Origin of the sequence: Rhodococcus sp. 06-1474-1B, assembly GCF_002258885.1 — a bacterium.
GTDB lineage: Bacteria > Actinomycetota > Actinomycetes > Mycobacteriales > Mycobacteriaceae > Rhodococcoides > Rhodococcoides fascians.
Genome location: NZ_NOYR01000021.1, coordinates 555,272 through 569,891, shown reverse-complemented (window position 1 = coordinate 569,891; position 14,620 = coordinate 555,272). Strand labels below are relative to the sequence as shown.

The 14,620-nt window shown below is 65.5% G+C and carries 15 protein-coding genes; 14 read left to right on the top strand and 1 reads right to left on the bottom strand.

All coding sequences use genetic code 11. The features are described 5' to 3' along the window. Positions 1 to 156 precede the first annotated feature (156 nt). The 14 genes from folE (at position 157) to CH266_RS09685 (ending at position 13,029) form a co-directional block, all read left to right on the top strand. Complete coding sequence (gene folE, locus CH266_RS09755; RefSeq protein ID WP_441347046.1) at positions 157 to 783, top strand: GTP cyclohydrolase I FolE; 627 nt, start codon at positions 157 to 159, stop codon at positions 781 to 783. A gap of 19 nt (positions 784 to 802) precedes the next feature. After that, positions 803 to 1,651 (top strand): dihydropteroate synthase, encoded by an 849-nt coding sequence (gene folP / locus CH266_RS09750; protein WP_230072956.1) that lies wholly within the window; start codon positions 803 to 805, stop codon positions 1,649 to 1,651. After that, on the top strand, positions 1,648 to 2,049 hold the full coding sequence (folB, locus tag CH266_RS09745; protein WP_045841635.1) for a dihydroneopterin aldolase: 402 nt from the start codon (positions 1,648 to 1,650) through the stop codon (positions 2,047 to 2,049). The genes folP and folB overlap by 4 nt, the downstream gene beginning before the upstream one ends. After that, entirely contained in the window at positions 2,046 to 2,555 is a 510-nt protein-coding gene (gene folK / locus CH266_RS09740) for a 2-amino-4-hydroxy-6-hydroxymethyldihydropteridine diphosphokinase (RefSeq protein WP_094715169.1), read from the top strand. The genes folB and folK overlap by 4 nt, the downstream gene beginning before the upstream one ends. Further along, a complete protein-coding gene (locus CH266_RS09735; RefSeq protein ID WP_032364711.1) occupies positions 2,552 to 3,022 on the top strand; it encodes a DUF3180 domain-containing protein in 471 nt (156 codons plus the stop codon). The genes folK and CH266_RS09735 overlap by 4 nt, the downstream gene beginning before the upstream one ends. Before the next feature lie 90 nt (positions 3,023 to 3,112). Then, positions 3,113 to 4,354 carry a DUF6779 domain-containing protein gene (locus CH266_RS09730; protein ID WP_176457046.1) on the top strand — a complete coding sequence of 414 codons (1,242 nt, stop codon included), beginning with the start codon at positions 3,113 to 3,115 and terminating at the stop codon, positions 4,352 to 4,354. A gap of 114 nt (positions 4,355 to 4,468) precedes the next feature. Further along, positions 4,469 to 5,383, top strand: coding sequence for a Rossmann-like and DUF2520 domain-containing protein (locus tag CH266_RS09725; protein ID WP_027494366.1), 915 nt, complete (start codon positions 4,469 to 4,471; stop codon positions 5,381 to 5,383). Then, complete coding sequence (panC, locus tag CH266_RS09720; protein WP_032399599.1) at positions 5,380 to 6,288, top strand: pantoate--beta-alanine ligase; 909 nt, start codon at positions 5,380 to 5,382, stop codon at positions 6,286 to 6,288. Before CH266_RS09725 ends, panC begins: the two co-directional genes overlap by 4 nt. A 4-nt stretch (positions 6,289 to 6,292) precedes the next feature. Continuing rightward, positions 6,293 to 6,724 (top strand): aspartate 1-decarboxylase, encoded by a 432-nt coding sequence (panD, locus tag CH266_RS09715; protein WP_027494364.1) that lies wholly within the window; start codon positions 6,293 to 6,295, stop codon positions 6,722 to 6,724. Between the two features lie 4 nt (positions 6,725 to 6,728). Further along, entirely contained in the window at positions 6,729 to 7,529 is an 801-nt protein-coding gene (locus CH266_RS09710; RefSeq protein WP_032382184.1) for a type III pantothenate kinase, read from the top strand. 137 nt (positions 7,530 to 7,666) lie between these two features. Continuing rightward, positions 7,667 to 8,236 (top strand): cysteine dioxygenase, encoded by a 570-nt coding sequence (locus CH266_RS09705; RefSeq protein ID WP_080729990.1) that lies wholly within the window; start codon positions 7,667 to 7,669, stop codon positions 8,234 to 8,236. Beyond that, a complete protein-coding gene (locus tag CH266_RS09700; RefSeq protein WP_032364474.1) occupies positions 8,233 to 8,655 on the top strand; it encodes a rhodanese-like domain-containing protein in 423 nt (140 codons plus the stop codon). The genes CH266_RS09705 and CH266_RS09700 overlap by 4 nt, the downstream gene beginning before the upstream one ends. A gap of 36 nt (positions 8,656 to 8,691) precedes the next feature. Further along, positions 8,692 to 10,215 carry a lysine--tRNA ligase gene (gene lysS / locus CH266_RS09695; RefSeq protein WP_032373866.1) on the top strand — a complete coding sequence of 508 codons (1,524 nt, stop codon included), beginning with the start codon at positions 8,692 to 8,694 and terminating at the stop codon, positions 10,213 to 10,215. A 273-nt stretch (positions 10,216 to 10,488) separates the two neighbouring features. Then, positions 10,489 to 13,029, top strand: a complete 2,541-nt coding sequence (locus tag CH266_RS09685; RefSeq protein WP_027494358.1) for an ATP-dependent Clp protease ATP-binding subunit — start codon at positions 10,489 to 10,491, stop codon at positions 13,027 to 13,029. A 138-nt stretch (positions 13,030 to 13,167) separates the two neighbouring features. On the opposite strand, the gene CH266_RS09680 is transcribed toward CH266_RS09685, so the two are convergent. After that, positions 13,168 to 14,541: a serine hydrolase domain-containing protein gene (locus CH266_RS09680; protein ID WP_094715168.1), complete on the bottom strand. Its 1,374-nt coding sequence runs from the start codon at positions 14,539 to 14,541 to the stop codon at positions 13,168 to 13,170. Positions 14,542 to 14,620 lie beyond the last annotated feature (79 nt).

The window sequence follows — 14,620 nt, the reverse complement described above, 5'->3', positions numbered from 1 at the left end:
TTTCGAACCCGTGCTGTTGTTCGTAGGCGAGCCGTTCACACCGAGCAGCACGCCCGCCCAGCTGCCACATTCGCGGAGCCCAACCGGAGGTACGTTCTCGTGTCAGTCAACAGGACCGACGAGTCGACAGGCGACTCGGCAGAAGTCCCAGCAGCCGTGCAATCCGCCGTGCCGCAGCAGGGAATCACGGAGCCGGTGGCCTACGCCACGGGCGCAGTGTTCGACCAGCCCCGCGCGGAGGCTGCGGTACGCGAGTTGCTCATCGCCGTCGGTGAGGATCCCGACCGCCCGGGCCTGCTCGATACCCCGGCTCGTGTCGCCCGGTCCTACCGAGAGATCTTCGCCGGCCTCTACACCGATCCGGACACCGCGCTGAACACGACCTTCGACGAAGGCCATCAAGAACTGGTTCTGGTTCGCGACATCCCCATGTACTCCACGTGCGAGCACCACCTGGTCTCGTTCCACGGCGTCGCCCACGTGGGATACATCCCCGGCAAGAGCGGCAAGGTGACCGGTCTGTCGAAGCTGGCCCGCGTGGTGGACATGTACGCCAAGCGTCCCCAGGTGCAGGAGCGGTTGACCAGCCAGATCGCCGACGCGTTGATGCGCAAGCTCGACCCACGCGGTGCGATCGTCGTGATCGAGGCCGAGCACCTGTGCATGGCGATGCGCGGTATCCGCAAGCCCGGTGCCAGCACCACCACCTCTGCGGTCCGGGGTCTGCTGCAGTCCAGCGCGGCATCGCGTTCGGAAGCCTTGGACCTGATCCTCCGGAAATGACGGTTCCGGTCCGATCACGATGATTCTCGCGCGCTCCGTTCCCGCTGCACCCATCGTCATGGGCGTTCTCAACGTGACGGCCGATTCGTTCTCCGACGGCGGTCGCTACCTCGACGTCGACGCGGCCGTCGAACACGGTCTGGCGATGCATCGGCTGGGAGTCGACATCGTCGACGTCGGCGGGGAGTCCACGCGCCCCGGGGCGGACCGCGTCGACCCGTCGGTCGAGGTGCAGCGCGTCGTACCGGTCATCTCGGCGTTGGCCGCCGAAGGCGTGAGCACCAGCGTCGACACGATGCGCGCACACGTCGCCGCTGCGGCGATCGAGGCCGGGGTGTCGATCGTCAACGACGTCTCGGGCGGTCGAGCCGACCCCGCGATGGCCGGCGTGGTCGCGCAAGGCGGGCTGCCGTGGATCCTGATGCACTGGCGGGCCGCCGACTCGACGTTCCGGCACACCGGTCCGGCCGATCACTACGACGACGTGGTCGCCGACGTTCGCCGTGAACTGCTCGAGCAGGTCGACCACGCAGTGAGCGCCGGGGTCGACGCGTCGCGGATCGTGCTGGACCCGGGCCTCGGATTCGCCAAGAACGCAGAGCACAACTGGCAGCTGCTGCGCGGACTGCCCACCCTGGTGGAATCCGGTTTCCCGGTTCTGGTGGGTGCGTCCCGCAAACGTTTTCTGGGCTCGCTCCTCGCCGAACCCGACGGTTCACCGCGTCCACCGGACGGCCGGGAGATCGCGACGGCCGTCGTCTCTGCTCTCGCCGTCGCCGGCGGCGCGTGGGGAGTGCGGGTGCACGACGTCCGGTCGTCACTCGACGCGGTGGCCGTCGTGCGGGCATGGCAGGGTGGTCGCGCATGAGCGAGATCAACAGTGCCGCTGCAGGGACTCGTCGCGGCGACCGCATCGAATTGCGCGGGCTGACCGTCCGCGGCAATCACGGGGTCTTCGACTTCGAGAAGCGAGACGGCCAGGACTTCGTCGTCGACATCACCGTCTGGATGGATCTCTCGCCCGCGGCCGAGACCGACGATCTGACTCGGACGCTGCATTACGGCGAACTGGCCGAACATGCCGCGGCGGTCGTAGCGGGCCCGTCCCGGGACCTGATCGAGACGGTCTCCGCCGAGATCGCCGAGGTGGTGCTCGGTTACGACTCCCGAGTCGACGCGGTGGAGGTGGTGCTGCACAAGCCGTCGGCTCCCATTCCCCTGACGTTCGGCGACGTTGCCGTGGTGGCCTATCGGGAGCGAAAGTGAGCCGTGCAGTGCTGTCGATCGGCAGCAACATCGGCGACTCGATGACCCACTTGCGTTCTGTCGCAACGGAATTGGGTTCGCGCGTGGTGGCGTGCTCGGCAGTGCATCGATCTGCTCCGTGGGGCGGCGTCGAGCAACAGGACTTCCTCAACGCGATCGTGGTGGCCGAGGACGAGGACTACGGCCCGTGGGACTGGTTGCGTCTGGGGCAGCAACTCGAGGAGGCAGCGGACCGTGTTCGAGTGCAGCGTTGGGGACCGCGCAGCCTCGACGTCGACGTGATCGTGTGCGACGACGTCATCAGTGAGGATCCGCGCCTGATTCTTCCCCATCCCCGTGCGCACGAGCGCGCGTTCGTGCTGCTGCCGTGGCTGGACGTCGAGCCCGACGCCACTCTTCGGGTCGGCGGGGTGTACGTGCCGATCTCCGAGCTGCTCGAGCGACTGAGTGCCGACGAGCGAGCGGGAGTCGTCCGTCTCGACGGCGACGGTGATCGACTGTGGTGACCAATCCCACCAAGATCTGGGATGTCTTGGGTTTGTTTCTGATCGCCGCAGTGGGCACGTGGCTGCTGGTGCGGGTTTTCTACGGTTCGTTTCCGCCGATCCCGGTGTACGCCGGAGCGTCGCTGTATCTGGTCGCGGTGGTGGAAGTGGTGACCGCGGTGATCGTCCGCAATCGCATCGCCGAGCATCGAGTGGGTACCGGTCTGCACGACCTGCATCCGTTGACGGTCTTCCGGGCGCTGGTGTTGGCGAAGGCGTCGCTGCTGGTGGGAACCGCTCTGGTGGGGGTGTGCGTCGGCTTCCTGGTGTACGTATTGCCACGAGCGGCAACGGTGCGAGCGGCGTCCGCGGACCGAGCCGGAGCGATCGTGGCCCTCGTCGCGGGCCTGGCCGTCGTCGCCGCCGCGGTGTGGCTCGAGCAGTGCTGCCGCACCCCGGACGATCGGGACGACGAGCGCTCCCGATAACGTATCCGTCCCTCGATCGTTACCTTCGTTGTGTACGTGATCGGTCGGGGATGACCAGATGCGACCGACAGGCCGGTTACCCTTGAGAACATGACAGATCAGACTCGCGCCAAGAAGGGACGCCGAAAGCGGCGTAGTGCGAGCCAGCTGTTCCTCGCGGCGCTCGTCGTGTTCGGCATCGTCGCCAGTGTGCTGTTGTTGTTCAGCGAAAGCGTTCAGTGGATGCGCGTCGGGGTGCTCTCGGCGCTATGGGCCGCGGTGATCGGTGCGTTCGCGATGACGAAGTACCGCAGGGAAGCGGCCGCGGATCAGACCAAGGCCAAGGACTTACAAACCGTCTACGAACTGCAACTCGCCCGCGAGATCTCGGCCCGACGCGAATACGAGATGAGCGTCGAAGCCCGGGTGCGCAACGAGACGCGGTTGGAATCGGACGAGGTCGCCGCGCTGCGTAACGAACTGGCCGCGCTGCGCCAGAACCTGCAGGTGCTGTTCGAGGGCAACTTGCCGACCGAACGGGTCGCACTGCGCGCCGAGGCGATGCGGATGCAGGAACTCGGTGGCCGCGGATACGACAGTTATCAGCCCGCACCGTCCGGGTTGTACGTACGGGGTGGCGGCAACGGCAACGGACCCGCAGGCCCCGGCTTCAACGGCGTGGGTACGCCCTACGACGAGCCGGTCACCGCCGAGACGTCGGTGGTCTACCCCGAGGATCCCGACGAAATGCCCCGCGCGACGGCGGCACCGGACCCCGATTCCCGGTACGCACAGGACGCGTCTGCCGAGCAGGGTTCTGCACCGGAGGGTTCCGACGACGTCACCGACGCCGGGCAGAACGACCGCACCGAGCCGCCGGCCGCGCAGTCACGCCCCTACGGGGCACCGAGGCCGGCCGGGCGGGTGAGCCCGCCCACCTCGCCGTTCACCGCATACAACTTCGAGCAGACGCGTCGACCCGCGGCCGAATCCGAACCGGCCGAATCAGCAGCAGTCGAGGACGCCGAACCTGTCGAGGAGGCACAGGCTCAGCAGGCCCCCGAGCCCGAATCGGCCGAAGAAGAGGCCACGTACCCGGAGTCTCGCCGCTCGCTGCGAGATTCGGCCGATGCGTTCTTCGCAGCCGACCGCGTCGACGACACGCCTGCCGAGGAGACGGCGGATGCACCGCGACGCGGACGCAGGCGCGCCGAATCCCCCGAGGAGGCGTCCGGCGCGCACTCCAACGGCCGTTCCGTCGCCGAGATCATGGCCGGGCTGGCAGGCGGCGATTCGGCCGACACGACGACCACCGACGCCGGCACGCGTCGCCGTCGCCGTCGCGCAGACTGAGAACCAGATCACACCGGTTTCCCATGGCACGTTCGGTGCCGCTGTCGCTATTGTTCCCTGCAGGACGTCTGGTACCCGCCGAGCGGGACTGGAACGAACGAGAGGAAAATTTCGGTGACCTCATCAGGGTTCACTGGTGGTCTGTCTCCGGCTCGCTTGACCGTGGGTGTCGTCTCCGCCGGTCGGGTCGGTACGGCTTTCGGTGAGGCGCTCGAACGCGTCGGACACGTTGTCGTCGGTGCCGCCGCGGTATCGGACGCATCCATCGCGCGAGTACGTGATCGATTGCCCGAGTCGCAGATTCTGCCTGTCGACGAGGTTGCCCGTCGCGCCGAACTGCTGATTCTGGCGGTGCCGGACTACGAACTGGCCTCGATCGTCGCCGGTCTCGCCGCGACCGGGGCGGTCGCGCCGGGCAAGTTGGTGGCGCACACCTCCGGCGCGAACGGCGTCGCGGTACTGGAGCCGTTGGCTGCCCTTGGCGCGGTTCCGTTGGCAATACATCCGGCCATGACATTCAGCGGCGGACTCGAGGACACCGACCGGATGACGGCCGCGTGCTTCGGCATCACCGCGGGCGACGAGATCGGTTATGCGGTAGCCCAAGCCCTCGTCCTCGAGATCGGCGGCGAGCCGGTGCACGTGCCCGAGAGCAACCGGGCGCTCTACCACGCGGCGCTGGCTCACGGCAGCAATCACCTCGTGACGTTGGTGGTCGACGCGGTCGAGGCACTGCGAGTTGCGTTGGCCGGTCCGGGTTTTCCTGGATCCGATGCCGAACGTGGTGTGCCCGAGCGCGTTCTGGCTCCTCTGCTCGAAGCTGCACTGGACAATGCGCTGCGCAACGGACAATCCGCACTGACCGGCCCGGTGGCCCGAGGCGATACCGCGGCTGTGGGCAAACACCTCGAAGTGCTCGAGGCCGTCGATCCACGGATCGCCGCCGGGTACCGTGCGCTGTCGCTGCGGTCCGCCCAACGTATCGGTGCCGCAGCCGATCTGATCGAGATTCTGGAAGGAAAGCGATGACCCTCGCGGGCAGCTACACGAAGGGGCAGTTGACGGTTCATCACGATCCCGCGGTGATCACGTCGGTGTCCAAGGCCCTACGTGGCGTCGGCAAGCAGGTCGCTCTGGTGCCGACCATGGGCGCATTGCATGCCGGCCACCTGCAGTTGGTGCGCCAGGCGAAGCTCACCGGCGCGGTCGTGATCGTGTCGATCTTCGTCAATCCTCTGCAGTTCGGCGTGGGGGAGGACCTCGACGCCTATCCGCGGACCCTCGACACCGATGTCGAACTGCTCCGCGGTGAGGGAGTGGAATTGGTATTCGCGCCGTCCGCGTCGGACATGTACCCGTCCGGGCCGCGCACCACGGTCCATCCCGGTCCGCTCGGTAGTGAACTCGAAGGTGCCAGCAGACCAACGCATTTCGCGGGAATGCTCACCGTCGTGGCCAAGCTGCTGCAGATAGCCGCTCCGCATCGGGCGTACTTCGGGGAGAAGGACTACCAGCAGCTGACGCTGATCCGGCAGATGGTGCGAGACCTGAACTTCGACGTCGCGGTCATCGGAGTCCCGACGGTTCGCGAGCAGGACGGTCTGGCGTTGTCCTCGCGCAACAGGTATCTCGATGCCGAACAGCGTGACGCTGCAATGGCGTTGTCCGCTGCACTCGTGGCCGGGGCGCACGCTGCGGCCGGCGGAGTCGAGGCCATCATCGCCACCGCGCGTGCCGTCCTCGACGAGGCACCACTGGTGCAGGTCGACTATCTGGAGGTGCGCGACCCGCATCTCGGCCCGGCTCCCGAACGTGGGGACGGAAGACTGCTCGTGGCGGCCAAGGTGGGCACCACGAGATTGATCGACAACGTCGGTGTCGCAGTCGGCACCGGTTTCTTGGAGTACCCGGACGATCCGAAAAGTGGAGAGTGACACGATGTTTCGTACCATGATGAAGTCCAAGATCCATCGCGCCACCGTCACGCACGCAGACCTGCACTACGTGGGCTCGGTGACCGTCGATCAGGAGCTGATGGAAGCAGCCGATCTGCTCGAAGGCGAGCAGGTCACCATCGTCGACATCGACAACGGTGCGCGGCTGGAGACCTACGTGATCACCGGTGAGCGGGGCAGTGGTGTGATCGGAATCAATGGGGCCGCAGCGCATCTGGTGAACCCGGGTGACCTGGTCATCCTGATCGCCTACGGGGTCATGAACGAGCAGGAGGTTGCCGACTACGCACCCCGGGTGGTGTTCGTCGACGACAAGAACCGGCCGGTCGAGCTCGGCAGCGACCCGGCTCATGCGCCCGCCGGTTCGGGTCTGATCACGCCGCGCGATCTGCGGGCCGACTCCGTGCTGGTCTGACTCGATGCTTCTCGCAATCGATGTACGCAACACCAGCACGGTGGTCGGGCTCTTCACCGGCACCGGGGATCACTCGAAACTGCTGCGCGACTGGCGTATTCGCACCGATCCCCATGTGACGGCCGACGAGCTGGCGTTCATGTTGCGGGGGTTGTTGGGCGAACAGGCCGAGCAGATCACCGGGGTGACGGCTCTGTCCACGGTGCCGTCCGTGCTGCGCGAGATGCGGACGATGCTCGTGCGCTACTGGGATCACGTGGTGCACGTGGTGGTCGAACCCGGTGTGCGGACCGGGGTTCCGCTGCTGGTCGACAATCCCAAAGAGGTCGGGGCCGATCGCATCGTCAATACCCTTGCCGCACATGATCTGTACGACTCGGCGTGCATCGTGGTGGATTTCGGCACCACCACGTGTGTCGACGTCGTCTCGGCCAAGGGCGAGTTCCTCGGCGGAGCGATCGCGCCCGGTCTCGAAATTTCGGCGTCGGCCATGTCGACTCGCACCGCGACGCTGCGTGAGGTCGAGATGGTGCGGCCGCGATCGGTGCTGGGCAAGAACACCGTCGAGTGCATCCAAGCGGGCACCATCTTCGGTTTCGCCGGCCTGGTGGACGGGCTCGTCGGACGCATCAGACGTGAGGTGCCGGAGGTCAAAGGTACCGGCGTCGCGGTCATCGGTACCGGAGACATCGCTGCGCTGATCCTGCCCGAGTCGACGACCATCGAGCATCATGAACCCGACCTGACGCTGGAGGGTCTGCGACTGGTCTACGAACGCAACATGGCAAAGCGGCGGCCACGCTGAGTGTTTCGGTGAAGCGGGGTAGCGCGTCGGGCGTTCGTGTGTCAGAATCGTCGGCGTGATGACGTGCATGGCCACCCAGGAGTGTTGTCGAGGCTGACCGCTGCCTCGTTCGTTACACACCCCTGGAGTAGAGCTTCATGCTTTCCACACCTGTATTTTCTGCACCCTCCCGACCCCGATCGACCTCGCGGTCGGTCTCGACATTGCCGACTCGGCTGCGTCCTCCCGACCTGCTTCGGATCACCGATCAAGGCGCGGCGGACGTCCTCGAAGGTCGCTTCGACCACCTGCTTCCCGGCGGTGGATTGTGGCCTACCGACGAGCGATGGGCCACTCGCCTGCACTCCGACGACGATCTCGACGTCTGGTTGATCAGCTGGGTTCCCGAGCGATCCACCGAACTGCACGATCACGCCGGATCGCTCGGTGCATTGACCGTCCTGAGTGGTTCTTTGCTCGAATACCGTTGGGCGGGAACCGAACTGAAGGAACGTCATCTCGACGCGGGAGATCAGGCAGCCTTTCCGCTGGGATGGGTGCACGACGTGATGCACGATCCGGCGTCGAACACGACCGGGCCCACCCTCAGCGTGCACGCCTACTCACCGCCGCTGACGGCGATGTCGTACTACGAAGTGACCGAGCGCGCCACGCTGCGCCGTACCCGCAGTGAGCTCACCGCCGAACCCGAGAAGGCCACGAGATGACCATCGTCGAAATGCTCGAATCCGCTCGCGAGACCATCGATCGCATGACCGTCTTCGAGCTCCGTGACGCTGTCGACCGCGGCGCGGTCGTCGTCGACATTCGCCCGCAGGCGCAGCGCGCAGTCGAGGGCACCCTGCCCGGTGCGTTGGCCATCGAACGCAACGTCCTGGAATGGCGTCTCGATCCCACCAGTGACGCGCGGCTGGCGATCGCCACCGACCACGACGTCGAGTGGATCGTCATCTGCTCCGAGGGCTACACCTCCTCGCTCGCGGCCGCGTCGCTCAAGCTGCTGGGTCTGCACAAGGCCACCGATCTGGTCGGCGGCTATCAGGCACTGAAGTCGGCCGGGCTGCTAGGGGTGTTGACGCAGGCCAAGCACTGCGTTCGCGAGGCCGAGGCCGTCGCAGCGCACTGATCGTCCCGACAGTCTCGGACTGTAAAGTGTGTGCGCGTGAGTGATACAGCTTCTACCCAGCCGGCCGACGACACCCCGGAGCAGCTACGGATTCGTCGCGCCAAGCGCGCTGCGTTGCTCGAGCGCGGGGTCGAGGCGTATCCGGTGTCGGTTCCGCGGACCCATTCGCTGCTCGAGATCCGCACCCAGTTTCCCGAGCTCGACGCCGACACGACGACCGGCCTGATCGTCGGGGTCGTCGGCCGCGTGATCTTCGTCCGTAACACCGGCAAGCTGTGCTTCGCCACCCTGCAGGAGGGCGACGGCACCCAGCTCCAAGCCATGATCAGCCTGGCAGGTGTCGGCGAGGACGCCCTCGCAGCGTGGAAGGCCGACGTCGACCTGGGCGACTTCGTGTTCGTGCACGGCGAGGTCATCAGCTCCCGTCGCGGTGAGCTCTCGGTGATGGCCGACGCATGGCAGATCGCGTCGAAGTCGTTGCGGCCCTTGCCCGTCGCGCACAAGGAACTCAGCGAAGAGACGCGTATTCGGCAGCGCTACCTGGATCTGATCACGCGTCCGGAGGCCCGAGAGACTGCCCGCAAGCGCATCGCCGTCGTTCGTGAACTGCGTAACGCACTCGAGCGTCGCGGCTTCCTCGAGGTCGAGACCCCGATGCTGCAGACGCTGCACGGCGGTGCCGCGGCCCGGCCGTTCGTCACCCATTCCAATGCGATGGACACGGATCTGTACCTGCGCATCGCGCCGGAGCTGTTCCTCAAGCGCTGCGTCGTCGGCGGCATCGAGAAGGTCTTCGAGATCAACCGCAACTTCCGCAACGAAGGTGCCGACTCCTCCCACTCGCCGGAGTTCGCGATGCTCGAGACCTACGAGGCCTACGGCACGTACGACGACTCGGCGAAGATGACGCGGGAACTCGTCCAGGAAGTGGCGGTGGCCGCACTCGGATCCACCGTGGTCACCCTGCCCGACGGCACCTCCTACGATCTCGGCGGCGAATGGACGACGCTCGAGATGTACCCGTCGTTGTCGGAGTCGCTCGGATTCGACGTCACCCCCGACACCACCGTCGACGAACTGCTCGCGATCGCCGACAAGGTCGGGCTGGAAGTCCCCCGCAAGGACGGCGTCCCGATCTACGGCCACGGCAAGCTCGTCGAGGAACTCTGGGAACACCAGGTGGGCGACGCGTTGACCGAACCGACGTTCGTCCGTGATTTCCCCGTCGAGACGTCGCCGTTGACGCGTCAGCACCGCAGCAAGCCGGGCGTCACCGAGAAGTGGGATCTCTACGTTCGTGGATTCGAGCTGGCGACCGGCTACTCGGAGCTGATCGACCCGATCATCCAGCGCGAGCGCTTCGAGGACCAGGCGCGTCAGGCTGCCGCAGGCGACGACGAGGCGATGGTGCTCGACGAGGACTTCCTCGCGGCCATGGAACAGGGAATGCCGCCGACCACCGGAACCGGTATGGGAATCGACCGTCTGCTGATGGCACTGACCGGCCTCGGCATCCGCGAAACGATCCTGTTTCCGATCGTCAAGCCGTCGCAGGCCTGATCGGAGGCCAGAAAGCTGTTCGCCAGCAGCGGACAGCGATCGGGAAACGTTTTGCAAAGTGCCTGCGTTATGAACAGTAAGCACACGAGGCGGTCCGTCTCGTTGCCGGAGACGCAGTATTTCAGGGGTGGAGGGTCGGCGTTCGTCGCGTCGGCCAACTACAGTGAGACACAGTCTTACCTTCGAATGCACAAGCGACCGAGTGTTCAGGACACTGCGGCGCTGGAAGAACTGGTGGGCGAGCTACCACCCACCGAGAAGTGAGGGAGAGCGATGTTCGAGAGGTTCACCGATCGCGCGCGGCGTGTTGTCGTCCTGGCTCAAGAAGAAGCCCGGATGCTCAACCACAACTACATCGGCACGGAGCACATTCTGCTGGGCCTCATCCACGAGGGTGAAGGTGTTGCAGCAAAGTCTCTCGAGTCGCTGGGCATCTCCCTCGAAGGAGTTCGCAGCCAGGTAGAGGAAATCATCGGCCAGGGCCAGCAGGCTCCGTCCGGTCACATTCCGTTCACTCCGCGCGCCAAGAAAGTACTCGAGCTCAGCCTGCGTGAAGCACTGCAGCTCGGCCACAACTACATCGGCACCGAGCACATCCTGCTCGGCCTGATCCGCGAAGGCGAAGGCGTCGCAGCTCAGGTTCTGGTCAAGCTCGGAGCCGACCTCAACCGCGTGCGTCAGCAGGTCATTCAGCTGCTGTCGGGCTACCAGGGCAAGGAGCCGTCCGAGAGCGGCAGCGGCCGCGGCGAGGCGGGCACCCCGTCGACGTCACTGGTTCTCGACCAGTTCGGACGCAACCTCACCCAGGCCGCGCTCGAAGGCAAGCTCGACCCGGTCATCGGTCGCGCGAAGGAAATCGAGCGCGTCATGCAGGTGCTGTCGCGTCGTACCAAGAACAACCCTGTTCTCATCGGCGAGCCCGGTGTCGGTAAGACCGCAGTCGTCGAAGGCCTGGCTCAGGCCATCGTCAACGGCGAGGTTCCCGAGACGCTCAAGGACAAGCAGCTCTACACCCTCGACCTCGGCTCGCTCGTGGCCGGCAGCCGTTACCGCGGTGACTTCGAGGAGCGCCTGAAGAAGGTGCTCAAGGAGATCAACACCCGCGGCGACATCATCCTGTTCATCGACGAGCTGCACACGCTCGTCGGCGCAGGTGCAGCCGAAGGTGCCATCGACGCAGCATCGATCCTCAAGCCGAAGCTGGCTCGTGGCGAACTGCAGACCATCGGTGCCACCACGCTCGACGAGTACCGCAAGTACATCGAGAAGGACGCCGCTCTCGAGCGTCGTTTCCAGCCCGTCCAGGTCGGCGAGCCGACCGTCGAGCACACGATCGAGATCCTCAAGGGTCTGCGCGATCGCTACGAGGCACACCACCGCGTCTCGATCACCGACGGTGCACTCGTCGCTGCCGCCACTCTGGCCGACCGGTACATCAACGATCGGTTCTTGCCCGACAAGGCGATCGACCTCATCGACGAGGCGGGCGCGCGGATGCGCATCCGCCGGATGACCGCGCCGCCAGACCTGCGTGAGTTCGACGACAAGATCGCCGACGCACGCCGGGAGAAGGAATCGGCCATCGACGCACAGGACTTCGAGAAGGCTGCGAACCTGCGCGACAAGGAGAAGACCCTCGTCGGTCAGCGTGCCGAGCGGGAGAAGCAGTGGCGTTCCGGTGACCTCGACGTCATCGCCGAGGTCGACGACGAGCAGATCGCCGAGGTTCTGGGCAACTGGACCGGCATCCCCGTCTTCAAGCTCACCGAGGAGGAGACCACCCGTCTGCTCCGCATGGAAGACGAGCTGCACAAGCGGATCATCGGCCAGGTCGAGGCAGTCAAGGCCGTCTCCAAGGCGATCCGTCGTACCCGTGCAGGTCTGAAGGACCCGAAGCGCCCGTCGGGCTCGTTCATCTTCGCCGGCCCGTCCGGTGTCGGTAAGACCGAGCTGTCGAAAGCTCTCGCGAACTTCCTGTTCGGCGAGGACGACGCGCTGATCCAGATCGACATGGGCGAGTTCCACGACCGCTTCACGGCCTCGCGTCTGTTCGGTGCTCCTCCCGGATACGTCGGCTACGAAGAGGGTGGCCAGCTCACCGAGAAGGTCCGCCGCAAGCCGTTCTCCGTCGTGCTGTTCGACGAGATCGAGAAGGCACACCAGGAGATCTACAACACCCTCCTGCAGGTGCTCGAAGACGGCCGTCTCACCGACGGCCAGGGACGCACGGTCGACTTCAAGAACACCGTGCTGATCTTCACCTCGAACCTCGGTACCTCGGACATCTCGAAGGCAGTCGGCCTCGGCTTCTCCTCGGGCGAAGGCACCGGATCGAACTACGAGCGGATGAAGCTCAAGGTCAACGACGAGCTGAAGAAGCATTTCCGCCCCGAGTTCCTGAACCGCATCGACGACATCGTCGTGTTCCACCAGCTCACCAAGGACGAGATCATCCAGATGGTCGATCTCATGCTCAACCGAGTCGAAGGTGCGCTCAAGAACAAGGACATGGCGATCGAGGTCACTGAGAAGGCGAAGTCTCTGCTCGCCAAGCGCGGATTCGACCCCGTCCTGGGTGCGCGGCCACTGCGTCGCACCATCCAGCGCGAGATCGAGGACCAGTTGTCGGAGAAGATCCTCTTCGGCGAGATCGAAGCCGGCCAGATCATCCTGGTCGACGTCGAGAACTGGGACGGCGAAGGCGCAGGCGAGGACGCGAAGTTCACGTTCCGCGGTGAGAAGAAAGCCATCATCGTCCCCGACGAGGTTCCGGTCGATCTGGCCAAGGCCGCCGGAGACAGCGACAGCGAGTAAGTTCCACCAGTTCCAACACAACGGGCGATCCTCTTCGGAGGGTCGCCCGTTGTCGTATGTCCACAAGCCAACCAACACCCGCCCCCCGCCCCCGTTCGCGTCAATGGACCCCTGCAGCGCTCAGACGCATGCAATGGTTCATTCACGCAGATCACCTCCGTGGGTGAATGGGCCGTTGCACCGTTCAGACGTGTGTGCAGGGGTCCATTGACGGAGGGTGCGAACAGCGAGAGCAACGGCGATGACGGCAAGTTCCGACAGCACGAGCCAGAACAGCACTGTCACGTCGGGAGCCCAACGGCCCAGGGTGGAGATGGGTACACCGGTGAGCGTCGGTGTCGCGAAGTACAGCACTCCTCCGGCAGCAACAGCGATGAGGACGTGCGCAGGTGCCCACCGGCCGGGCGCGGTTTGCCGGCGAAGCAGAATGCGGATCGCGCACACGGCGAGCAGCACGGCGACAGCGGTCGAGCCGATCAACAGCATGGCGTACAGGCCCGGGCCGGTGCTGCGGGGCTCGTCGAATCCGAGTCGAGTGAGAACCAGTGCGCGGGCCGCCGAGGCCAACTGTTCGGCTTCGAGTTCGCCGTATCGGTTGGTCGCGAACACTACGGCCATGTGGCGGTCCGGGATGAGCGCGACGTGGGTGAAGTAGCCGGGAACGGCCCCCGAGTGCCAGCGCATCTCGGTACCGTCGGGCAGGGTTTCGACGTACCAGCCGAATCCATAGGACAGTCCCGACCCCGTGGGCACCGCATCTCGACCGGTCGACGCCACAGTGGTGAGTTGGCTCGATGCGTAGCGTGAGAGTTCGTCGATGGATCCGGCGAGGTAGCCGTAGCCCAACCCGGCGTTGTCGATTCCGGTGTCGATGCGTCGAGGGAAGGTGAAGAACGGGACGTGACCGGGTGGCACTGCTTCGCTGGTGTGCACACCGGTTTCACGGGCGACGACGTCGGCGAACGGTTCGTCGGTGATTCTCTCGACGATTGCTTGCAGCAGTAGATAGTCGAGGCTGGAGTAGCGGAACGAACCCGGGTCGTCGGGTGTGAGCCGCAGGGTGGGCACCACGTCGAGGGCTCGTTCTGTTCTTCCCCACACGTCCAACGCGGTGACGTCGTGGGGTAGCCCGCCGGTGTGGTGGATCAGGTCTGCAACGGTGACGTCGGCCGAGATGATCGAATTCGATTCGGGCAAAACGTCTTCGACGAGATCGGTCAGGTCGAGATGGTGCTGGGCCACGAGCGCCTGCACCGTTGCTGCCGTCACCGATTTCGATACCGAACCCCACACGAAGGGTGTGCCGTCGTCGATCGGGGAACCGTTTCCGTCCATCCCGACCGCCACGTCCTCGGTGACCTCGCCTTCGGAGACGACGCGAAGCGCCACTCCGGGCAGACCCAACACGTCGGCGACGTGCTCGACGTCCGACCGGGCGTCGGTGTCGGGTGGAACAGGAGAGATCGAGGTAAGGATGGCTGCCACGGTCAACAGGGTGTGCACGATGCGCATGAATGGGCGTCCCTCGGTCGGCGAACTGCGTTGCCGCACGAGTGAATCAAGGAACTCCCCGCGATCGCCTCGGTGAAGA